This window comes from Priestia sp. YIM B13491 (genome assembly GCF_042787605.1).
GTDB classification, from domain to species: domain Bacteria; phylum Bacillota; class Bacilli; order Bacillales; family Bacillaceae_H; genus Priestia; species Priestia megaterium_E.
In genome coordinates this window covers 160,821-182,515 of the sequence record NZ_JBHZOR010000006.1, presented here as the reverse complement: position 1 = coordinate 182,515, position 21,695 = coordinate 160,821, and the positions used below count along the sequence as shown (strand labels likewise).

The following is a 21,695-nucleotide window of genomic DNA, read 5'->3' as shown; positions in this document are numbered from 1 at the left end:
AGGTTGCTAAAAGTGGAAAATGAAATGAAGCAATTACATAAAGAAATAGCTGAAACAGTGAATAAAATGATACTAGAAGAATGGGGAAAGTTTTATTTTTATGCTCAAATATCAGAAACTGGAGGAGGCACTTACTTTTTTTATAATACCCTTGAGAATGAAAAGAACTATAAATATAGTTTAGAAATTCCTTGTGAATACGACGATATTGATAAAGAATTTTATAAAATGAAGGATCGAGCTTTATTTGAGTTAAGTAATAGATTAAGAAACGTTTTTAAAGATAATCAGCAAGAACTTTGGTACCCTTTTACGCTATCTGTTGATAGCGATGGCAAATTAAAGGTGCATTATGATTATACAAATTGGTTTGACACAGATTACAGCTTTGATGACCAGCTAGTGATTTGGGAATATAAATATTTAGGAACAGAACCAGATGATAGTGAAAGCAAGACTTTAATTAATAAGTATTTAAATGAGTATCCCAATAATCCAATTTAGCATAAATCCAGTATTTTTGGTTAAATTCCCACCTCATGAAGTTACTAAATTAACCCTGGAAAAATTACATCAAGAGGACTTTTTATAAGTGTATAAATAAACATTTATTACCAATTTTTATTTTATTTGCAGGAGATTTTGTGTGTTTAGATTATAGAGATAACCCTAGCGTTTGCGTAGTGATTACGGTCAAATAGTAAACGTTGATTCAATTAATTATAAAAAGGGGATACGAATGAAGAAGATCGTAGAATTATTTCATGATATAGATTGTACGTTGTCTCCCATGATAAGTTTTTATAGCGCTTTATCAGATCAAAAATTTTTAAAAGTCTCACACTATTTTTCAGAGGAAACTGGTTATGGAAATGAGTACCACATTTGTACATTTTCAGGTGACTTAGAGCCGTGGGAAGAGGGTTATGTTGAAAACGGTATTGAATTTCTAGACGGTACGGGTGACACTGACAAAAGTGTTATCGTTGATTATGAAACGTTTTTAACTTATTTGAACAAAATTTGCCGCGTATATATGGAAGATCATGCACATGATAAAGAAAAAGTGATGGCTCTTTTACATAAAATCAAACAAAATTATAGTATCGAAGACTAGTAGGAGTACATAAAGAAGCCACGAATCGAGTCTTGCTATAGACAATAAGCTCCCCACACTACAGCGCATTACACCAAGCAGAGAGACGATATATTTTGGAGAGAATTCTACAAGGTAGAAAGTAGAGGGAAAACGAAAAATGGAAATAACTCAAATGACAAAAGCTATTAGAGGTGCTATAAAAGGCGGTCACTTAAATAAGGTGAGAGACTTACTTGAGAAAGAGCCAGAAATGTTAACATGGGTCACACCTTTTGGCACATGGCTACATGTAGCGACAGCTCATGGTCATTTAGAAATCGTCCAGTACCTTATTCGTGCTGGAATAGATGTTAATGCACAAGGAGGAACTTTTTCTGCCAATGCCTTAGAAAGAGCGGCTGCAAAAGGACATATAGATATTGCTAAGTATCTTATTAACCATAATATTGAACTTGATATCAGTGAACCAGATAGAAATCCGCTGTTTGCTGCCATATATAACGGTCATTTTGAGATGGTTAAACTGTTAGTTGAAAATCATATCAATATATCGATTACATACTCTGGTGAAAACATGAAAGAAATGGATGCTTACACGTTTGCACTTGAAAGAGGACAAATAGAAATTGCTGAATATCTAAAGCGAAAGCTGAATGGAAAAGTACAAAAGAGAGTGCTTGAAGACTAATAAAATCGTATACAACAGGTCACAAAACTAATAAAAGCAAGGAGGTCCATCTCATGCTAGAACCCATATATGCTGAAAACGTAATTGTCGGAGTGGTACATAAAAAGCAGTTTCAATGGTATGTAACCGATCGAGAGCTATGGTACTTAGATAATGTAAAGTTTGCGCAAGCTTTTGAAAATGAAGGTGATTCAGCGGTTAATGAATATATCGAACCTGAACGAAAAGGAATCGAAGTTCTTAGCAGTGAAAATGCTGAGCTTTTTTTAAAACGTATAGAGTCATATAAAGCAGATGGAGCTACTCTTTCAAAGCTGTTTGAAAATAAAATAGAAAGCAAAGATGAAGAAGACGTATTAGACTTTAGCCCTTCGTTTTTAGTGGACTTTGATCAAAAAACGTTCTACTCACTTTTTCCTGAACCGGCTTCATTTGAAGAATACGTTCCAAGAGATTGGAAAGGAACGTATGAAGACTTTACAGCTTTGGTTCCGGAAATAGAAAAATATTGGGTAAATAAGGACGGAGAAAATTTATTTGAGCTGTGAAAGTAAACAGAGCATGGAGGGATAATGTTGTTTCGTGTTCAAACATTCATTAAGCGTCCAGGTATTTTGATTACCGATTTATCATCTCTATATGAAAAGGAATCGCACTATTTTATCGATATATCAAATGAAGCAGAACTCATTCGTTACGGTAATCAGTTTGATTTTACCTGTCTTGAAGGAGCTATTAAGCTTGAATACTATGGTGAACCGCTTCTTGATGTATCTGCATGGGATGTTATAGATGGGATGTGGCTTTATTTGTTGAATGCAATGGAGAATTTAAAAGAGACCGGGTATGGAGAGATGAATTTTCCAGATCAACCGTTAGTATTAACCTTAAAATCGGCTTCTGAACAGTTTATACTGTATACCTTGCATACATCTCCTCCCGTAAAAGCAGTGCTTCCGAAACAAGACTTTTTTATGATGGTGTTAGGAAGAGCGGAGCAGTTTTTTAAAACGATGGAGAGATGTTTTAAAGGGAACTTTCAATATTTCAATGAAATTAAACGTATTGAAGCGTTAAAAAGGCAGTAAGGAAGACGAGGTTACTAGTAAAAAACTACAGGAACTATGGCCACATTGTGACGGCAAGTGTAATTACTCGGCGTGCGCTTCCTTTTTCGAGCTGTTGTCCGATAGCACTTGATGTTTGCACCCAATTCACTTCATCGGGATAATTTGTAATCACTCCGTCACTTTTTGTTTTCCACAAAAATGAAGCGGGAAGCCGCTTGGTTCCAGACCACGGCGATATTTTCATTCCGGCAGAATGGACTTGGTGGATAAGAGCAGGCGTTAGGATGTCATAGGACGGGTTAAAGTAAGTGGCAAAAGCGGCGAATTGCTGGATTGAATTTGGGTTTGTATCTCGCTGTGAAGAAGTTAGTATGCCTATAGGAACGTTTGGGAGAAGCTCATGCATTTTTTTCATGGATGAAACGTTAAAAGACTGAACGATAACGTGATCGAGCTGTCGCTTGTTGATTTCAAAAGCTACTTTTCTTTCAATTCCAGGATAAAGCTCCGGGGCTTTTAACTCTATTAATATACCGATTTTTCCTTGAAATTCATCTAACACTTGTGAAAGAGTTGGAATTTTTTCATTCGCAAACGAATTGTCTTTCCAGCTTCCAGCGTCCAAGCGCTGAAGCTCCGCGTACGTTAACTCTCGAACGTGTCCGCTTCCATTTGTCGTTCGGTCTACGGTACGGTCATGCATAATAACGAGTACACCGTCTTTGCTTTGCTGCACGTCAAGTTCAATGTAATCCGCATTCATTTCTAGGGCTTGGTGAAAAGCAGCCATTGTATTTTCAGGTGCGTAAGCGGAGGCTCCTCGGTGCGCGATATTTGTGAGTTTTTCTTCCGTACGTGCAAAAGCAGAAGAGGCAATCGAACAGCATAACAAGGCGACTGCACTTAGCCCAGCTAAATATTTTTTCATCACGTTTCTCTCCTATGCGTTGGTATAGAAACAGCATAACGAAAAAATGTGATGCTGATATAGAGAAAGTGTGTAGAAAGCGTTGACATTTCGTAAAGAAAAATAGGGATTTTTTCATGGTGATGTTTACAAAAAATGCGTAAACGAATAGGAATTTTAATCAAACGTTAAGGAAACAGCGCTATAATAAAAGGTGTGAAAAAAAGAATAGGAATTTCTTAGAAAATAGTTGTATAATAGGTGAGTCAGTCAATGAAAGGAATGGAACATGGATATTCAGTACATACATACGTTTACGATGCAAACAAAAGAGGAGTGCCGGACGCTTCAGCAAAAGCTAAAAGCACAAATTGATTTAACATCAGGCGTCAAAATGACGCATATACATAACTGTGCTGGTGTTGATGTTGCGTATTGGGAAGAAAACGGCATATCTTACGGAGCTTGCAGCATTGTAGTGGTTGATTATCAGACGAAAAACGTTGTAGAAAAAGTGCACAGTGTAGGAGAAGTAACTGTTCCTTATCTTCCTGGATTCCTAGCTTTTCGAGAGCTGCCTTTAATTCTTGAAGCGGCTAAAAAACTTCAAATAGAGCCCGACGTGTTTTTATTTGATGGCAACGGATATTTGCACTACGAGCACATGGGAGTAGGCACACATGCTTCGTTTTTTCTCAATAAACCTACCGTTGGAATTGGGAAAAGCTATTTAAAGATCAAGGGACATGATTACGTTATGCCTGAAGATACAGAGGGCGCTTATGAAGATATTGTGATTGATGATGAAGTTTATGGTAGAGTAGTAAGGACAGCCAAAGGGGTAAAGCCTATTTTTCTGTCGTGCGGAAACTATATTGATTTGAACATGTCGTATCAGCTTATGATGCATTTTATTTCAAAAGAAAGTAAGCTTCCGATTCCGGTCCGCCTAGCAGATCTGCATACGCATGAGCTGCGGAAAAGGTACCGGCAGTCAACAGGGAAGTAAGCTGTTCATAGTGAGTTCATAGTTTCCTTTTATACTGATGGTTGGAATATAGTAGTAGTGTAAAATTATTAAAGAATGAGTAAGGTGATTAAAGGTGAGTTCATTTGTTGCGAGTATTTTGGATTTTTTAACGAGCCTTGGCTATTTAGGTATTGCGCTCGGCTTAATGATTGAAATCATTCCAAGTGAAATTGTACTAGCTTACGGAGGGTATATGATTTCTCAAGGTATGATTAGTTTTCCTGGAGCAGTCATTGCCGGAATTATTGGCGGAACGATTGCACAGTGGTTTTTATATTGGATTGGAGCCTACGGAGGACGTCCGTTTCTTCAAAAATACGGCAAGTACTTATTCATTCATGATAAGCATATTGATCTTGCTGAAAACTGGTTTAATAAATACGGCGCGGGCGTTGTTTTCTCCGCTCGTTTTGTCCCGGTTGTTCGACATGCGATTTCGATTCCTGCAGGTATTGCTAAAATGCCGTTTTGGAAGTTTACGTCTTTAACCGTGTTAGCGATGATTCCTTGGTCGATTTTATTTATTTACTTAGGCGGAAAGCTAGGCGAGAACTGGGCGAACATTGAAGACGTAGCAAGCAAATATACGCTTCCGTTTGTGGTTGCGGCATTTGTTATTATTGTTCTTTATTTCGTATTCAAACGCACGCGTGCAAAGCGCGTATAAGATTATCTTCGGACTAAAAGCATGGCAAAAAGCCATGCTTTTTTTGCATGAACAAAAACAAGCTCTTTTATTTGCTCATGACTTCTTCAAGTGCTATTATTTTTCATACGCACTAAAAAAGGAGACGATTTAACGTGGTACAAGAAATTGTATTAAATGATACGCCTATTCAAATTTACAGCTATGAACAAGAAATTGTAAAAGGCAAAACAAAAGTTTCAGTTGATTTCAAAGTAACAAGTGAGGAATATCATGATATTACTACACTTTTATATAAAGGTACTTTTCATGTAAATGTCCCGGAAGAAGATCTGGATTTCCAAGGAACGATTCATCAGTACTCTACGTCTTTTACAAATTTATATGAAAAAGGCCAGGTAGGGGATTTTTCATTAAGTTTAATTGAAGTGAACGAATAAGGAGCAGATGCGTGATGAAAGTAAGTATACTCGACCAATCGCCCGTTTCATCCCATCAGACCCCAGCGGAAGCGTTAGAAGCATCAATGCAGCTGGCCAAAGCGGGTGACAAGCTTGGCTATGAGCGCTACTGGATTGCAGAGCATCATGATTTGTCTGGACTTGCCTGTTCGGCTCCTGAAGTGATGCTTGGCTATATCGGTGCACAAACTAATAGAATTCGAATTGGACCGGGAGCGGTGCTGCTGCCTCACTACAAGCCGTATAAAGTAGCGGAAACGTATAACATGCTCGCAACGCTGTTTCCAGGGCGCGTTGATTTAGGAATTGGGCGCGCGCCGGGTGGATCGGCTGAAGCAACAAATGCGCTGTCGGATAACTTCTTGCAGCAAGTATTTAAAATGCCTGAACTTGTTAAAGAGCTTCTGCAGTTTTTAGACGATAAATTTCCGGTTGAACATGAATACGCAAAGCTTTCAGCTTCGCCGCTGCCTCCTGTCTCTCCGGAACCTTGGCTGCTTGGCACAAGTAAAAAAAGTGCCGAGCTCGCCGCTAGAAACGGAATGGCCTATACGTTTGGACAGTTTATGAGTGAACAAGACGGTTCAGCTATTATTGATCAGTACAAACAGGCATTTCAGCCAAGACGGACCGGTGATCACCCCTATGCCATTGTCACTGTATCGGTCATTTGCGCTGAAACAACGGAGCAAGCGCATCGCATCGCAACGAGCTCACTCGTATGGAAAATTCAGCAGGATAAAATGGAAGCAAAAGGCGTGCCTTCTATTGAAGAAGCTGCCAGCTATCCGCTTACAGAAGAAGAAGAGAAAAAAATGAAGAAGATGAAAGAAGCCATGATTATCGGAGACCCAGAAGAAGTACACGTCCGTCTTCAAGAAGTTCAAGCACGCTACGGAGCGGATGAACTCATGCTTGTCACCATTACACACGATCCGGCTGACCGATTAAAATCATATGAGCTTGTCGCAGAGAAATGCAAAAAATAAGAGCCAAATGTCGGCTCTTATTTTTTATGCCCGTAATAGTACTCAAATAAGTGCTGAAATGCTTCTATAGCGCTTGAAAAAGAAGCGACGTCTTGGCGGTCCTCTATTAACCAGCACGTGGCTAGTACAGAATGAGCGTATCCCCACAGTAAAATGCGTTTTTTACTTATGTTCAGTTCTTGTACAAATATATTGATTCGATGGTCAATTGTCTCTGCCACGTTTGTCTTAGGTAGATGATTTAAAAGAAAAGGGATAATTTCGTACTCTTTTTCTCCAATTAACCCTTTTGGATCAATTATTTTCCACGCCTCACCAGACTGTAAGATGTTATCATGATGCAAGTCGCCGTGAAGCAAAAAAAGCTGCTGAGAAGTCCGGTTTAATTCAGAGAAAACGGATAGTGCGTGTTGAAGCGTTTCAGAAGAAAGAAAATCAATACCGTTTGGATACATTTGTGTATACTCTCGAAGCTGCTTCTCTCTTTTAATGGCTGTTTCGATAGTGGAGTCCGAGTGAGGCATGCGCCATAGAGATTTCATAAGCCTAGCAGCGGTTAACGCAGCTTCGTCTTTAGTTGATAAAGAGGAAAGCGGGCATCCGGGAGACAGCTTTTCAAGCAGTAAAATGCCTTTTTCAGCATCGCTGTCCACGATCTTTACCGTGCTCTCACCAGCTAGTGCTGTCAGTGCTTCTTGCTCATGAAGCAGCTCTGAAGGCTCTACAAAAAGTTTGACAACTAGTTCACTTCCATCTGCTTTGCGCGCAGGAGCAACAAAGTGGTAAGAAAGGGGAAAGTGACTGTGAATGTTGATACGCCAGCGCTCTTCACAGTAGCGAATAAGCTGAGGAAAGTCAGTTAACCACTTTTGACCTTTATGAGAGTGAAGGTGAGTAATCGTATCACAAAACGTTTGAGGCAACGTATGCATGCGTTTGTCTCCTTTGTTGTTTCCAATTTTTTCTGATAAACTCATCATATACAGTCTATATAGAATCTGTAAAGAAGGAGGAGATCCTACATATGAAGAAAAAGAAGGTGAAATCCCCTTGGGCTCTTGCGGGGTTCCCGGTTTATATCATGGGGTTTTCACTTTTACTTGCTGGAAGCGCACCGGAGTGGCTAGAAACGGTGAGTAAAATCATGATTGTTCTTGGAGTCATTTTGCTTATTATTGCAGGAATTGATCTTAAAAAACGAAAAAAATCAGTACAAGCCTAAAAAACTGCCGTTTGGCAGTTTTTTTATTTGGAGAAAGGGTAACAAGATAACCAGATAAAAATGTTGAATTATTATTCTATTTGATGTATAAATATAATATAGAAAGCAACGGTATTGAAAGGAGAATGAACGTGTCCTACGTAATAAAAAAAGAGGTTCCACTATTTGAGCAGTTTGCAGCTTTGCATGAAGCGAGCGGATTACATAAAAGTAAAAAAGGAAATTATACAAAAGAACAGCTGTTTGAAGCCGCAGCCAACAGCTGGTTTAGAGTCGGTATTTACGACAATGAACAATTAATTGCATTTGGCCGTATGATTTCAGACGGAATTTACCAAGCGCTTATTTGCGACGTGATGGTTGATCCCACATATCAAAATAAAGGGCTTGGAAAGCAAATTATTCAAGAGCTGTTGACGAAATGCCAAGAAAGCGGAATTGAATCGATTCAGCTGTTTGCAGCAAAAGGAAAGCATCATTTTTATAAAAAATTAGGGTTTCAAGAAAGAGAAGAAGACGCGCCAGGCATGTCGCTTGTTATATAAAAAAGCTCAGTGATCAATCATACTCACTGAGCTTTTTGTATTATGCAGTTTTTAAAATCGTACTTTTTTGGACTGAATTCCAAGCAACTTTTACTAAATAAACAACAAGCAAAACGTTTAGCATAGACGTAGCAAACATAGAAAACGGATAGGACGTACTGTTTTGCATATTGCTGTCACCGTATAAAACAAAAAAAGTGTTCATAAAAATACTGATGCTAAATCCAAGGAATAAGTAAAGCAAGTTTTTGTCTTTCAAATAAATATAAGCAAGCAAAGCAAGCGCTGCTGCTGGAAATAAGTAGCGTTCATGCATGCTTGAAGAAAACGTAAATACCCCGGAAATTTGAATAAGCGCTGCAAGAGCGGCGTATTTAAAGCTGCGCCCTTTTATATAAATAAGCCATGAAAAAACAGTTGTTGCGACGATAAAAATAAGTCCCCACGTATGATAGCTGAAAAACAGCAGCGTTGCAGAGCTGTCTTTATAGTTTGCGCCTATTAAACTAAAAAAGTTATAGGCGTTAACAGAGGCATACGGGTACTCTCCAAAGGTGGATGAGAATAAATCAATAATCCACGTAGGACTTTTTCCTGCTGAAAAAGGCAATAAAATCACAGCAGCAGTGAAAGCAGCAGTGAAAGCAATGCCGAAGAAATGCTTCAGTTGCTTCAGGCGAATGAGTTCGAAAAATAAAATAGGCAGGATAATAATCGCCTGCGGCTTCATTAAGACCGCTGCTGTAAAAATAACGGCCGACGCGTAAATTCTTTTTTCCGTAATCATTACAATTGCTAGGACAATAAGCAAAGTGAAAAATGAATCGACTTGTCCCCAAAACGTTGAATTAACTAAAATGGCCGGATTAAATAAATACCCAATTGCTAACAGATATGCAAAAGAAGGTGCCAAGTATTTACGAGCTAAACGATAGAGTAAATAAGATGTGACAACATCTGCTAAAATAGGCGGGATTTTAATCAACAGCGAAAAATACTGCTGAAAATCCGGTAAACTGCCAACTTTCCCAACGATAAACAAGATATAAATATAAAACGGCGGGTAATCGCTTCCGCTTTTAGCATAGAAATTTGAAAAATGATTAGCCGCAACCGATGCCCAGTTTTTGAAAAGAGATGCATCCATATGAGAGCCTACCCACGGAATCAGTGCAATCCGGATAAATAGTCCAGTGCCAAGTAATGACCATAAAATAACGCGAGAATGCCCTATCGAATGATGCCATTTCTTTTTCTTTAATAATCCGTAAACGAAAGCTGATGCTATAAAAAAGCCCACCGTATAAAGAGCGAGCGGTGCTTCATAGTCTTTATTAGCTCCTTGACTTCCGGCACCGTTATCCATAGATAGATTATGAAAAGGCGTTACGTGTTCTCCGGAATTGCTAGACGAAGCGGGACCGTTTCCTGAAGGAAGACGATGATCCCTCGAATTATTATCAGAAGCAGATATACCATTCGTAATCTTTTTTAACTGATGACTTTCTTGAATCGAAAATAAATGTTCTTCTCCTTTGTAGTGTGATAGTGAAACGATACTGAAAACAAATGCTAAAAGAAAAGCAGCCATTACGATAAAAGCCGTTCTTTTTTGTAGTATGTTCATATAAAATCCTCCGATGACAATGTATCGAATAAGTAGTAGTGTGTATCCATACTATAAGGGGAGTTAGTGAAAATAAAGTGAAACTTCTTTAATAAAGAGCGGAAGAGAGAGCATAAAAAAACAAGGCCTTAGAAGACCTTGTTTTTTATATTGCTTATAGTACAGCATCAAACTTATTTACTTTCCACTGTGAACCAGATTTATAAAATGTAACGGTGCGTTTTACACTTCCTCCGTCAACTGTTGGAACCGTAAATTGATAAGAGCGAACATCGGCGCGCTGATAAGTTAGTTTTGCTTTTGCTTTGTTCCACTCTAGCATGCTGAATCCGTCACCGACAGGACGAGCAAGCTTTCCGTTATATGTGATGTAGCGATAATTTGTTAATCCTTTTTGAATAGCACTGTTTGTAAACGTTTCAGATAAGTAGCTTACTAGTTTGCTTTTTGTATTAAAATCTTGACAAAGATATGAGTACTGAGTGCCTTTATAATTAAATGTTTTTTGAGTACATAAATTACCTTTAGATCCATGAAGTGCATTCCAGAAATGGTTGCTTGCGTTTGCTGCAATTTTTACCGCATTAGTCGTTGATAGATTTTGTGATGCTGCTTGAGCTGTAACTCCTGTGCTTAGTGAAAAGAAAAGAGCAAGTGATGCTAAGATTATTCCAAATTTTTTCATTTCCATTTCCCTCCTACTCATTCATTGAAATATATGTAACATTCATGCTGTTAATATTACAATTGTTACATTTATATTACAATACTTCTTTAAAGAAATAAAGAGTATTTCTTATATATGTTTGAATTATTCCCGTATTTTCTTAAATAAAACGTAGAATTAAAAGAAAACATATAAACAGTATGTCAATTATGTGTCACATATTTCGTCGCTTTACAAGTTCGTATATAATAGGAATAAACCGACCAGTATGCTGATGCAGGTAAATAGGTCAGGCACAAAAGGAGAACGTAGACTAATGGGTGTTTCAGAAGTAACATCAGGAATTATTATTACCACTGCTGTAATTGCTATTGTGATTATTACAGTCGGTGTTTTGGCCACAATGATTGCGATTGCGAAGAAAGCAAATAAAAAGTAAGTATGTAGAGGAGAGTTAGTATAGTAACTAATTCTCTTTTTTTTGAAAAAAACCTATCGCTATTTTTATAATAAAAATGCATAAATAATGCGTGCATTATTCATAGAAAAAAGCAGGAAATTTACGTTTTGAAGCTAATAGATACATAAGGCAAGCTGCGCACTTTCATTACAAAAACAATGGAAGGGGTTCTAACAGACTTCAAGTGATATCGCCTATTTTATGTCATAATGAATGATATTCATTAACACAGCATCTTAGACGCACTTTATAACCAAATAATGAGGAGAGTGGTTGAGTTGCAACGACAAAAAGTAGCAGTGAATGGAGAAAGGTTAAAAAATACGCTTGAACGATTTGCCGAGTATGGACGAACACCTAATAACGGTGTAACCCGCCTAGCGCTATCAGAAGAAGATCGCTTAGCACGAGATTATTTTTGTTCATGCTGCCGGGACCTTGGAATGGATATTAAAATCGACGATCTTGGATGTATTTACGCCACGCTTGAAGGAATAGAAGATAAGCCTCCTGTTGTGATTGGCTCACACATGGACAGCGTAAAAAAAGGCGGAAGGTTTGATGGAATCCTCGGTGTAGTTGCAGGATTAGAGTTAGTAAGAACGCTGGTTGAACATAATATTAAGCCGAAGGTGCCGATTACCATTGTTAACTTTACGAATGAAGAAGGCGCGCGTTTTGAGCCTTCTATGATGGCTTCAGGTATTTTATCGGGCAAGTTTCAAAAAGACGTTATGATGAAGAAGACAGATGTTGACGGCGTGACGTTTAAGCAAGCCCTTCAATCATGCGGATATGAAGGCGATACGAGTAGCCGTCTTACTGAAGCATCGGCATTTGTAGAATTACATATTGAGCAAGGGCCTATTCTAGAACGAGAAGCCAAATCAATCGGTGTAGTCGAGTGCGTTCTAGGAATGGTATGCTATGAAATTGAAGTTACCGGGGAGTCAGATCACGCCGGGACGACGCCGATGGACATGCGGAAAGACGCACTTTTTGCAACTAATAACCTGATTGCTGAAGCTCGTCATGAGCTCGGCAGATTAGATTCAAATTTAGTCTATACAATGGGTCGTATGAACGTACTGCCTAATATTCATACCGTTATTCCAAATAAAGTTATTTTTTCGCTTGAAGCGAGACATACGGATGAAGATGTCATTGCATCTGTGGAAAAAATTATTCAATCACTGCCTGATCAAGCGGAGCTGTTAGAAGGCTGCGAAGTGCGGGTGACCAAGCTTTGGGGTCGCGATACCGTGTGGTTTGATAAAACGGTTTGCGATGAAGTGGAAGAGTCGGTTCGTTCGCTTGGGTATTCCTACAAGCGAATGGTAAGCGGAGCTGGACATGACGCACAGTTTTTAGCTAGCTATATTCCGACGGCTATGATTTTTATTCCGAGCGTAAACGGAAAAAGTCATTGTGAGGAAGAGTTCACTCCTTGGGAAGAATGTGAAAAAGGTGTAAACGTACTTTTAGAGACGGTGATGAAGTTAGCTCAGAAGTAATGAGATAAAAGAGTAAACCTGCGGAGGTTTGCTCTTTTTTAGTGCTTAGAAAGACTGCGGACTATCGCATTGAACTTTTGGTTTATTATGGCTACAATAAATGAGAAGCATCCGGATGGATGTGAAAAAAGGATGTGAAAAAAAGTGAGGTCTTCTCACTTACAGAAATGAAAATTACTATTATTATTGCAGATGATAATTCGTTTATTCGAGAAGGAATGAAAATTATATTAAATACATACGAGGAATTCGACGTTGTCGCTACTTTAAAAGATGGTCAGGAAGCCGTTCAATATTGCAAGAATCATTCCGTCGATATTGCATTGTTAGATGTAAGAATGCCTGTTATGGACGGTGTAGAGGCTACAAAGCTTATTTCAGAGTCAACGAAAGCAAAGCCGCTTATTTTAACTACGTTTGATGACGATGAATATATTATTGATGCCGTAAAAAACGGAGCTAAAGGCTACTTGTTAAAAAATACAGAGCCAGAGCGCATTCGAGACGCAATCAAAAGCGTGTTCAACGGACATACGGTTCTTCAAGATGTTGTGCTTGATAAAATCAAATCGAGTTTAAACGCTGCAACTGAGCGCGAGTCAAAAGCGGATATGACACAGTTTACAGAGCGTGAAACGAGCATTATGACGCTGATTGCCAAAGGGCTTTCGAACAAAGAAATTTCTAAAACACTTTTTATTTCAGAAGGTACCGTAGCAAACTATATTAGTTCGATTTTAAGTAAGACAGGACTGGAGCACCGTACTCAAATTGCTATTTACTATTTAACCGGTAAAGGGAAGTAGGGCTATGGAAGTCGGATTAATGATGACTAAGCTCATCCTTATACTGTTTTTGGCTATTACGTACATTCAGTTTAATTATGTACACTCGATTTCAGCTATTGTGTTAGCACTGCTTCTTTACAGCTGTGTTAACATTGCAGCGTCCATTGTGAAAAAGAGCGTGTTCAAGCGCATGTTTATTGTTAGTTCAATTGTCCTTATTCTATATTGTGCGTATAAACTTCATCCTTTGTTTTTTCTTCTTTTGCCGCTAAACCTTTGTGAGCTTATTGGAGAATCAGTCGTGAAAAAATGGATGGTGCTGCTGCTTGTTTTGCTTCCAATACTGCTTGTTCCCTCTGATATTAGCGCGCTGTATGTGTTAGTCGCTGCGTTTACTTTCTTTATTTATACAGGAGCAGCTCTCTATCAAAAGCGGACAATCAATTATGAACAAAAGCTCGATGAAATGAGAGTAAGTATGCAAAAGCTGCAAAAGCACGTGAATGAAAATAAAGAGTATGTGAGACAGTCTCAATATGCTTCAAAATTAGAAGAGCGAAATCGATTATCGCAGGAAATTCACGATAAGATTGGTCATTCAATGACTGGAGCACTTATTCAAATGGAGGCAGCAAAGCATGTAATGAAGCAAGATGAAGAAAAAGCGCTGTCTCTTCTTCAAAATGCAATTACAATTTCGAAAGAAGGCATTGAAGAAATCAGGTTAACGTTAAAAAGTATAAAGCCTCCCGCTGAGCAAATAGGAATCAGCAGGCTTAAATTATTTATTGGTGAATTTGAGGCTAAACATAGTATCGCACTGCCTCTTGTATACAAAGGGAATTTGGATCTTATCACCCCTCTTCAGTGGAAAATTATCCATGAAAATATAACGGAAGCTATTACGAATGCCTTAAAATATGCAGAAGCAACGATGATTGCCATTGAGCTTCATGTACTAAATAAAATGGTTAAAGTAGAAGTCAAAGACAATGGAAAAGGGGCTCACTTGTTTCAAAAAGGTCTAGGCATAGCAGGAATGGAAGAACGAGCCGCTTCCATTAACGGAACGGTGATTGTTGACGGGGCAAACGGATTTTCTGTTACAACGCTGCTGCCGATAGGTGAGAAACTTCATACATAAATAATGAGATTTCTCATGGGTAAAAGGTGAACTTATGCACTGACGTAAGTTTGCCTTTTTTTCATAAAATAAGGATATACCAACACACTAGAGGTGAAATGATGAACGTATTATCAATTCAAAAATTAACAAAGAAATTTGGAGATTTTATTGCGGTAGATAATTTGTCTTTACAAGTAGAAGAAGGAGATATATTCGGCTTTTTAGGAACAAACGGAGCAGGAAAAAGCACAACGATCCATATGGTGGCTAGTCTGCTTCAGAGCAACAGCGGCGATATTGAAGTACTTGGGAAAAATATAAAGAAACATCGAAATTTCGCAAAGATGAACATTGGAATTGTTCCGCAGGACTTAGCGATTTATGAAGATTTGACAGCCTATGAAAATGTGAAGTTTTTTGCAGGTCTCTACGGATTAAGAGGATCACTTCTTAACGAACGAGTCGAAGAAGCTTTAGCGTTTGTAGGGCTTTTAGATAAACAAAAGGGGTATCCGAAAAGCTTTTCAGGAGGAATGAAAAGAAGGTTAAATATCGCATGCGCAATTGCTCATCGACCGAAGCTGATCATTATGGATGAACCGACGGTTGGCATTGATCCTCAGTCGCGAAATTATATTTTAACATCTGTAAAAAAGCTAAATGAAATGGGAAGCACAATCATTTATACGAGTCACTATATGGAAGAAGTAGAAGAGGTATGTACAAAGATTGCGATTATTGATCACGGCAAAATTATTGCTGAAGGAACAAAAGAGCAGCTGAAAGCTATTATCACTGATACAAAAGATATTTGGATTGAAGTAAAAGAAGCGGACGATATAGATTGCAGCGGTCTAAAAGAAATTCCAGGCGTAACAGCCGTTACGTATGAAGATGGAATCATTAAGATTAATTCAAGCGCCGAAGTGAATAACTTGAACAAAGTCATTCATTATTTAATGACGCATCATATCGAAATTAAAGCAGTCAAGGAGCAAGCACCAAATTTAGAGACGGTCTTTCTGACGCTCACAGGACGCAGTTTAAGAGATTTATAAAAGAAAGGAGGAATAACGAATGAATATTATTGCAATTGCTTTGAAAGAAATGAAAAGTGATCTGCGGGATAAGCGTGCATTTATCTTTATGATTCTTTTTCCGCTAGCTCTTGTCCTTATTTTAGGAACAGCTTTGTCCCAAGCCTTTAATAATGACATGACGATAGACGACAGTTACGTTCTCTATAAAATCGACACAAGTAATGAAGAATCTGCTGCTTTTAAGCAGTTTGCTGCCCATGCAGAAAAATCGGGCATTCATTTTAAAGCGCTGAAAAAAAATCAGGATGGAAAAAAAGAAGTAAAAGAGCAGCGCTACACAGCTTATGTAGAAGTGAAAGAAGGAGACATTCATCTCTACGGAAATGAAGAAAACAGCATTGAATTCAACATGGTCCAAGGTATGTTAAGCACTTTTGTGGATAAGTACAATGTGGCGATGGAAGTGGCAAAAGTAAACCCTCAGCAAGTGAATAATCTGCTCCGTGCGTCTAAGCATGACTATATTCAAGAAACATCTCTTCATTCTCAAAAACAGCCAAATTCAATAGACTACTACGCCATTTCAATGACAACTATGATTGTTTTGTACGGATCTATCTCAGCGAGTTATTTAATTAGAGGAGAGCGTATGCGAAATACAGCTAGTCGATTAGTAGCCGCACCGATTAAAACCGCTGAAATTTTTATAGGGAAAATTTTGGGCACTGTTTTGGTTCACGCCATTTGTGTATTAGTGGTCATTATGTCGACTAAATATTTTTTTGATGCCAACTGGGGAGATCATTTACTCTTAGTACTCGTAATGTTAGTATCTCAGATTCTTTTTGCCATTAGCTTTGGATTAGGAGTTAGCTACCTTACGAAGACGGAAGCGGCGTCAAGAGCAATTATTATGGTTGTTATTCAAGTGTCGTGTATTGTGGGAGGAACCTATTTTCAAAATGGATCTGGAGAGGGCTTCGTCAATGTATCACCTTTAACCTGGATGAATAATGGACTTATTAAATTGATTTATACAAATGATATCGGCGCTTCTCTTTCAGTGATCGGGTTGAATGTAGGCTTCTCTATTTTATTCCTGGGCATAGCAATTGTGCTTTTGAGAAAAAGAGAGGGGTTATAACATGAAAAATATCATGTGGCTTGTCACAAATATGCTAAGAAATATGCTGCTTAGAAACAAAAGGACGCTTGTGCTTGTTATTGGTTTGCCTATTGCAGGGATTTTAATGTCCGTTCTTATTTATGGAAATGCAGGAGGGACTTCGGTGAATATCGGAGTTGTCAATCACGATTCAACGGATATTACAAAAGATACCGTTCAGTTTTTAAAAGGACTGCATAAAACAAATGTTAAAATGCTTACGGACAAAGAAGTGGATCATGACATTACGTCAAAGAAAGTTGATGCGGTTATTACCTTTGAAAAAGGGTTTTCTGACAGCGTCAAAGCGAACAAACCAGATCATATTACAATCACTTCAATAAAAGGAGCAGAAGTAACGAGCTTTATTAAGTCTTATTTGTATCAATATATTGACAATATTTCTTCGCTGAATCAAGCTGCTGAAGGCGACGATGCTGCGTTTAAACAAATGTATGAGAATTATCAAAAAGCGCCATTCCACGTCTCTACGCACGCCCTTGAAGACAAAGGAACCGATCAAAATATTGTCAAGCAGACAATTGGGTATTTAATTATGTTTATGCTTTTTTCTGCGGTAAATTTATCGGCTCTTATCACAAAAGAAAAAGAGCAGCGAACGTATTTTAGACTGTTAGCTTCGCCAGTTAGTGCAAGGCAATATGTGATATCCAATGTTATTACAAATATGATTTTATTAACTCTGCAAGTAATGATTACACTTGTGTGTATTACGACTTTTTTTCACGTAGATATGAACATTCCCGTGTGGCAGCTGTTTTTCATTTTAGTTTTGTTTGGTCTAGTAGCCATCGGCTTGTCTCTTGTAATTATCGCTTTTACAGAAAGTTCAAAAGCAGCGAATGGTCTTCAGACGCTTATCATCACGCCAACTTGTTTACTGTCCGGCTGCTTTTTCCCGCCTGAATTTATGCCGGATGTGATGCAGAAAATAGCCGACTTTCTTCCTCAAACGTGGGTATTAAGTACGTTAAAAAGTGTTCAACAAGGAGCTGATTTAAGCAGCCTATGGTTAAATATCAGCATTTTACTAGCTTTTGCACTCGTTTTTTTCCTGCTGTCTATTTATAAATTAAATCGAAATAATACTGTTCAAAAGTTTATTTAAATGGTAAAGTCAGAGAATACCTCTGGCTTTTTTTGTAATTTTTAAAAAGTTACAAAAAAAAGATTGAAAAATATAAGATGAAATTTTAGAATGAAAGAGGAAAGGGGTATACAAAAAGAGAATAAATAGGGGAGAAAAACGAAGTTCATGTTGGTTTTTTGCATAAACAAATGAAATCGCTTACATAAGTCAGCATGAAAATACGGAAGGAGAGATTGTCAGCGAGATAACAAAGGGGGAAAAACAGTGGGAATTTATGAACTACTTGTACCACGCACGGTTTTATATGGAGAAGGATCATTTTCTAAAATTGGAGAACAGGCTGCACTGCTTGGGACAAAGGCATTGCTTATAAGTGATGACGTTATGGTGAAAGCAGGCAATGTAGAAACTTGCCGTCGTTACTTAGCCGAGGCTGGCATGGACTGTGCCGTGTATACAGGCGTAAATTCAGAGCCGACAGATATTCATCTAGATGAAGCGCTTGTTATATGTAAAACGGAGCAGTGCGATGTGGTTATTGCCTTAGGGGGAGGCAGCTGTATCGATACTGGAAAAGCGGTTGCCATTATGATGACAAATGAAGGGCATCTACGAACATATTTTCAAAATCAACAAGATTTTCAAGATAGTCCTCTTCCTTTGGTTGCCGTGCCTACGACTGCTGGAACAGGCTCAGAAGTGACGAAAGCGACGGTTATTACAGACACGGCGTACGATGTGAAAATGATGCTCGCAAGGCCTCAATTATTGCCTGATACAGCCATTGTTGATCCGTTATTAACTCTATCATGTCCAAAACACGTAACGGCAGCTACAGGAATTGATGCACTCAGTCATGCAGTGGAAGCGTATTTGTCTAAAAAAGCACATCCTTTTACAGATTCACTTGCGCTTCAAGCAATTGAGTTAATCATGAAAAATATCCGTCTTGTGTACAGAAATGGAGAAAATGTTCAAGCAAGAAACGAAATGGCCTATGCATCTATGCTTGCGGGAATGGCGTTTTCAAATTCATCTGTTGCTCTAGTGCACGGTATGTCAAGACCTATTGGCGCGTTATTCCATGTGCCGCACGGTATTTCTAATGCGATGCTTCTGCCTGCGGTTTTGGACTATACAAAAGAGGCTTCAATCGATCGTTTAGGTGAAATAGGACAAGCTCTTTTTCCGAACGTATCATATACAAAAAAAGAGGGAGCAGATGTGTTAATTGAAGCCATCAAGCAGCTTTGTATCGACTTAGAGATTCCTAATCTTCAATCGTGGGGCATTGATCGCCAGCTATTTTACGCGGCGGTTGAGAAAATGGCAGCGGATGCGATTCAAAGCGGAAGTCCTGCTAACCATCCGGTTGTACCGACGGCAGAAGAAATTATCCAGCTGTATTACACGTGCTATGAATATGAGTTTGAGTCTGCACTTTATAAAAAATAAGATAAATTCAAAACAAATTGAATGAGGGATGAAAGGGGAAACGTTATGGATTTGCTGATTATTTTGCTGTCTCTGGGGCTTTTGATGCTGGTTGCTTACCGCGGATTTTCAGTTATTTTGTTTGCTCCACTGTGTGCGCTGCTAGCCGTTATTTTAACGGAACCAAGCTATGCACTCCCGTTTTTCTCAAACGTTTTTATGGAGAAAATGGTTGGGTTTATTAAAAACTACTTCCCTGTCTTTCTATTAGGAGCAGTCTTCGGAAAGATGGTAGAAATGTCTGGAGTCGCTGAATCGATTGCGAAAACAATTGTTAAAGTAGTAGGGGCTAAACGCGCCATCTTGGCTATTGTTTTAATGGGAGCAATCTTAACCTACAGCGGCGTAAGTTTATTCGTTGTTGCGTTTGCAGTTTATCCGTTTGCCGCTAACTTATTCCGCGAAGCGAATATTCCAAAACGATTAGTACCGGGAACGATTGCATTAGGAGCTATTTCGTTTACCATGGATGCACTTCCGGGTACGCCGCAAATTCAAAACGTTATTCCAACGACTTTTTTTAAAACAGACATCTATGCTGCTCCGACACTGGGGATTATCGGATCGGTGATTGTCTTTAGCTTAGGTCTTTGGTATTTAGAAAGCCGAAGCAAAAAAGCAAGAAAAGCTGGAGAAGGCTACTACGGGTTTAATAATGAACTAGCGGCTGCTGCAGAGCTAGAAAAAGAGTCTGTGCCTTCTACAGAACCTAAATATGACCCTAGCGTAGCAAGACAGATTCTTGCATTTGTTCCGCTCGTGCTTGTAGGGGTTGCAAACAAATTTTTTACTGTTTCTATTCCAAAGTGGTACCCAGACGGTTTTGATTTTGCCAAAATTGGTCTTGAAGCGTTCGGAAAAGTAGATTTAACCGCAGTTGTTGGTATTTGGTCAGTAGAATTGGCACTTGTTATTGGAATTATTACAACGATTGCGTATGACTGGAAGAGAGTGACTACCGGTTTCCAAGCGGGTCTTAACGCAAGTATTGGCGGAGCGCTTCTCGCTGCGATGAACACGGGAGCTGAGTATGGCTTTGGAGGCGTTATATCATCTCTTCCTGGCTTTGCAACCGTTCGTGATGGTATTTCACATACCTTTACAAATCCGCTTGTCAATGGAGCCGTTACGACAAACATTTTAGCCGGTATTACGGGCTCTGCTTCTGGAGGTATGGGAATTGCGCTTAGTGCGATGGGAGATAAGTATGTAGAAGCTATTAATCAGTACAACATTCCTCCTGAAGTTATGCACAGAGTTGTAGCGATGGCATCAGGCGGTATGGATACGCTTCCTCATAACGGAGCCGTTATTACCCTGCTTGCTATTACCGGGTTAACCCACAAGCAGTCTTACCGAGATATCTTTGCCATCACTGTTATAAAAACGCTTGCATGTTTCTTGATTATTGGAATCTACAGCTTAACTGGACTCGTATAACAAATAAAGAGGCTGAGTTTAGTTAAAGAAAAATCCGAACGATGAATCGTTCGGATTTTTTTATTGTTGCAGTGATTTAGTTATATATCAAGCTTTTGGCTCTAAAACAGATTCTTTGACTTTCTAAACTGTAAGTATTATGATTACACTACTTTCTGCAGTACTATATGCCGTTACATTAATTCTTAGCATGTTTATGAAGAAAGGAGAATGACTGTGAAGCTATTTGAAGGAAATTTAAAAGTAGGTGACTGGGTCAAAGGAAAGTCTCGCGACGGTGAACTTATATACGGATATATTAAAACGATTAATCCATCTAAAAAAGCAGCACTAATCAACGTTGTGAAAAGTGATGATGAAAAAATGGTCGGCACAACCATTGGCATGATGGATGAAAAAATAGAGAAGCTGCCCCTTCAAAAAACGGCGCACGAAGAGCAGATTCTTTCATTGATTGACCTTGCGCTGCTAACAAAAGATAAGGCTTGGTTTAATGAATTAACAGCTGAATTAAAAAGATTACAAGATAAAAAGCAAGGCTGACATTCCTGATAAGGAATGAAGGCCCTGCTTTTTTTATTATTCATAGGGGAAAAGCAGGAATGG

General features: G+C 38.6%; 25 protein-coding genes. 21 read left to right on the top strand and 4 right to left on the bottom strand.

Annotated elements, in window-relative coordinates:
* Nucleotides 1–12 precede the first annotated feature (12 nt).
* From ACFX4E_RS21350 to ACFX4E_RS21330, 5 genes are all read left to right on the top strand, one after another.
* Nucleotides 13–504: an immunity protein YezG family protein gene (locus ACFX4E_RS21350; protein ID WP_377238238.1), complete on the top strand. Its 492-nt coding sequence runs from the start codon at nt 13–15 to the stop codon at nt 502–504.
* Between the two features lie 235 nt (nt 505–739).
* Nucleotides 740–1,117, top strand: a complete 378-nt coding sequence (gene cdiI / locus ACFX4E_RS21345; RefSeq protein WP_377238239.1) for a ribonuclease toxin immunity protein CdiI — start codon at nt 740–742, stop codon at nt 1,115–1,117.
* A gap of 139 nt (nt 1,118–1,256) precedes the next feature.
* A complete protein-coding gene (locus tag ACFX4E_RS21340) occupies nt 1,257–1,787 on the top strand; it encodes an ankyrin repeat domain-containing protein (protein WP_377238240.1) in 531 nt (176 codons plus the stop codon).
* Nucleotides 1,788–1,840: 53 nt separating this feature from the next.
* Nucleotides 1,841–2,335 (top strand): hypothetical protein, encoded by a 495-nt coding sequence (locus tag ACFX4E_RS21335; protein ID WP_377238241.1) that lies wholly within the window; start codon nt 1,841–1,843, stop codon nt 2,333–2,335.
* A gap of 24 nt (nt 2,336–2,359) precedes the next feature.
* Nucleotides 2,360–2,875, top strand: coding sequence for a hypothetical protein (locus tag ACFX4E_RS21330; protein ID WP_377258413.1), 516 nt, complete (start codon nt 2,360–2,362; stop codon nt 2,873–2,875).
* 34 nt (nt 2,876–2,909) lie between these two features.
* Here the strand turns inward: ACFX4E_RS21330 and ACFX4E_RS21325 are convergent, their stop codons facing one another.
* Nucleotides 2,910–3,785 carry a glycerophosphodiester phosphodiesterase gene (locus ACFX4E_RS21325; RefSeq protein WP_377238243.1) on the bottom strand — a complete coding sequence of 292 codons (876 nt, stop codon included), beginning with the start codon at nt 3,783–3,785 and terminating at the stop codon, nt 2,910–2,912.
* Between the two features lie 268 nt (nt 3,786–4,053).
* Between ACFX4E_RS21325 and ACFX4E_RS21320 the strand changes: the two genes are divergently transcribed.
* The 4 genes from ACFX4E_RS21320 to ACFX4E_RS21305 all read left to right on the top strand — a co-directional run bounded on the left by ACFX4E_RS21320 (nt 4,054) and on the right by ACFX4E_RS21305 (nt 6,890).
* The gene (locus tag ACFX4E_RS21320; RefSeq protein ID WP_377238244.1) at nt 4,054–4,773 is read left to right on the top strand and encodes an endonuclease V; all 720 of its coding nucleotides are present in this window, start codon (nt 4,054–4,056) and stop codon (nt 4,771–4,773) included.
* Nucleotides 4,774–4,867: 94 nt separating this feature from the next.
* On the top strand, nt 4,868–5,461 hold the full coding sequence (uptA, locus tag ACFX4E_RS21315; RefSeq protein WP_057245111.1) for an undecaprenyl phosphate transporter UptA: 594 nt from the start codon (nt 4,868–4,870) through the stop codon (nt 5,459–5,461).
* Nucleotides 5,462–5,595: 134 nt separating this feature from the next.
* Nucleotides 5,596–5,880, top strand: coding sequence for a DUF3219 family protein (locus ACFX4E_RS21310; RefSeq protein WP_014459792.1), 285 nt, complete (start codon nt 5,596–5,598; stop codon nt 5,878–5,880).
* Between the two features lie 14 nt (nt 5,881–5,894).
* On the top strand, nt 5,895–6,890 hold the full coding sequence (locus ACFX4E_RS21305; protein ID WP_377238245.1) for an LLM class flavin-dependent oxidoreductase: 996 nt from the start codon (nt 5,895–5,897) through the stop codon (nt 6,888–6,890).
* A 17-nt stretch (nt 6,891–6,907) separates the two neighbouring features.
* On the opposite strand, the gene ACFX4E_RS21300 is transcribed toward ACFX4E_RS21305, so the two are convergent.
* Nucleotides 6,908–7,822 (bottom strand): aminoglycoside phosphotransferase family protein, encoded by a 915-nt coding sequence (locus ACFX4E_RS21300; RefSeq protein ID WP_377238246.1) that lies wholly within the window; start codon nt 7,820–7,822, stop codon nt 6,908–6,910.
* Between the two features lie 92 nt (nt 7,823–7,914).
* Here ACFX4E_RS21300 and ACFX4E_RS21295 point away from each other — a divergent pair, with 92 nt between their 5' ends.
* Nucleotides 7,915–8,112, top strand: coding sequence for a hypothetical protein (locus ACFX4E_RS21295; RefSeq protein ID WP_098524954.1), 198 nt, complete (start codon nt 7,915–7,917; stop codon nt 8,110–8,112).
* Between the two features lie 131 nt (nt 8,113–8,243).
* Nucleotides 8,244–8,657, top strand: coding sequence for a GNAT family N-acetyltransferase (locus tag ACFX4E_RS21290; RefSeq protein ID WP_050690178.1), 414 nt, complete (start codon nt 8,244–8,246; stop codon nt 8,655–8,657).
* Between the two features lie 40 nt (nt 8,658–8,697).
* Here the strand turns inward: ACFX4E_RS21290 and ACFX4E_RS21285 are convergent, their stop codons facing one another.
* Nucleotides 8,698–10,284, bottom strand: a complete 1,587-nt coding sequence (locus tag ACFX4E_RS21285) for an MptA/MptB family glycosyltransferase (RefSeq protein ID WP_377238247.1) — start codon at nt 10,282–10,284, stop codon at nt 8,698–8,700.
* 154 nt (nt 10,285–10,438) lie between these two features.
* Complete coding sequence (locus ACFX4E_RS21280) at nt 10,439–10,975, bottom strand: IseA DL-endopeptidase inhibitor family protein (RefSeq protein WP_014459798.1); 537 nt, start codon at nt 10,973–10,975, stop codon at nt 10,439–10,441.
* A 292-nt stretch (nt 10,976–11,267) separates the two neighbouring features.
* Between ACFX4E_RS21280 and ACFX4E_RS21275 the strand changes: the two genes are divergently transcribed.
* From ACFX4E_RS21275 to ACFX4E_RS21230, 10 genes are all read left to right on the top strand, one after another.
* Nucleotides 11,268–11,390: a hypothetical protein gene (locus ACFX4E_RS21275; RefSeq protein WP_013057357.1), complete on the top strand. Its 123-nt coding sequence runs from the start codon at nt 11,268–11,270 to the stop codon at nt 11,388–11,390.
* Between the two features lie 299 nt (nt 11,391–11,689).
* Nucleotides 11,690–12,925, top strand: a complete 1,236-nt coding sequence (locus ACFX4E_RS21270) for a Zn-dependent hydrolase (RefSeq protein ID WP_377238248.1) — start codon at nt 11,690–11,692, stop codon at nt 12,923–12,925.
* A 167-nt stretch (nt 12,926–13,092) separates the two neighbouring features.
* On the top strand, nt 13,093–13,731 hold the full coding sequence (locus ACFX4E_RS21265) for a response regulator (RefSeq protein WP_028408271.1): 639 nt from the start codon (nt 13,093–13,095) through the stop codon (nt 13,729–13,731).
* Between the two features lie 4 nt (nt 13,732–13,735).
* A complete protein-coding gene (locus tag ACFX4E_RS21260) occupies nt 13,736–14,857 on the top strand; it encodes a sensor histidine kinase (protein ID WP_377238249.1) in 1,122 nt (373 codons plus the stop codon).
* Nucleotides 14,858–14,958: 101 nt separating this feature from the next.
* Complete coding sequence (locus ACFX4E_RS21255) at nt 14,959–15,897, top strand: ABC transporter ATP-binding protein (protein ID WP_377238250.1); 939 nt, start codon at nt 14,959–14,961, stop codon at nt 15,895–15,897.
* A 19-nt stretch (nt 15,898–15,916) separates the two neighbouring features.
* The gene (locus ACFX4E_RS21250) at nt 15,917–17,023 is read left to right on the top strand and encodes an ABC transporter permease (RefSeq protein WP_377238251.1); all 1,107 of its coding nucleotides are present in this window, start codon (nt 15,917–15,919) and stop codon (nt 17,021–17,023) included.
* Nucleotide 17,024: 1 nt separating this feature from the next.
* The gene (locus ACFX4E_RS21245; RefSeq protein WP_336063911.1) at nt 17,025–18,173 is read left to right on the top strand and encodes an ABC transporter permease; all 1,149 of its coding nucleotides are present in this window, start codon (nt 17,025–17,027) and stop codon (nt 18,171–18,173) included.
* Between the two features lie 246 nt (nt 18,174–18,419).
* Nucleotides 18,420–19,610: an iron-containing alcohol dehydrogenase gene (locus ACFX4E_RS21240; protein WP_098791898.1), complete on the top strand. Its 1,191-nt coding sequence runs from the start codon at nt 18,420–18,422 to the stop codon at nt 19,608–19,610.
* 45 nt (nt 19,611–19,655) lie between these two features.
* Nucleotides 19,656–21,089 (top strand): GntP family permease, encoded by a 1,434-nt coding sequence (locus ACFX4E_RS21235; protein WP_028408277.1) that lies wholly within the window; start codon nt 19,656–19,658, stop codon nt 21,087–21,089.
* 216 nt (nt 21,090–21,305) lie between these two features.
* Nucleotides 21,306–21,632 carry an IDEAL domain-containing protein gene (locus tag ACFX4E_RS21230; RefSeq protein ID WP_098249560.1) on the top strand — a complete coding sequence of 109 codons (327 nt, stop codon included), beginning with the start codon at nt 21,306–21,308 and terminating at the stop codon, nt 21,630–21,632.
* Nucleotides 21,633–21,695 lie beyond the last annotated feature (63 nt).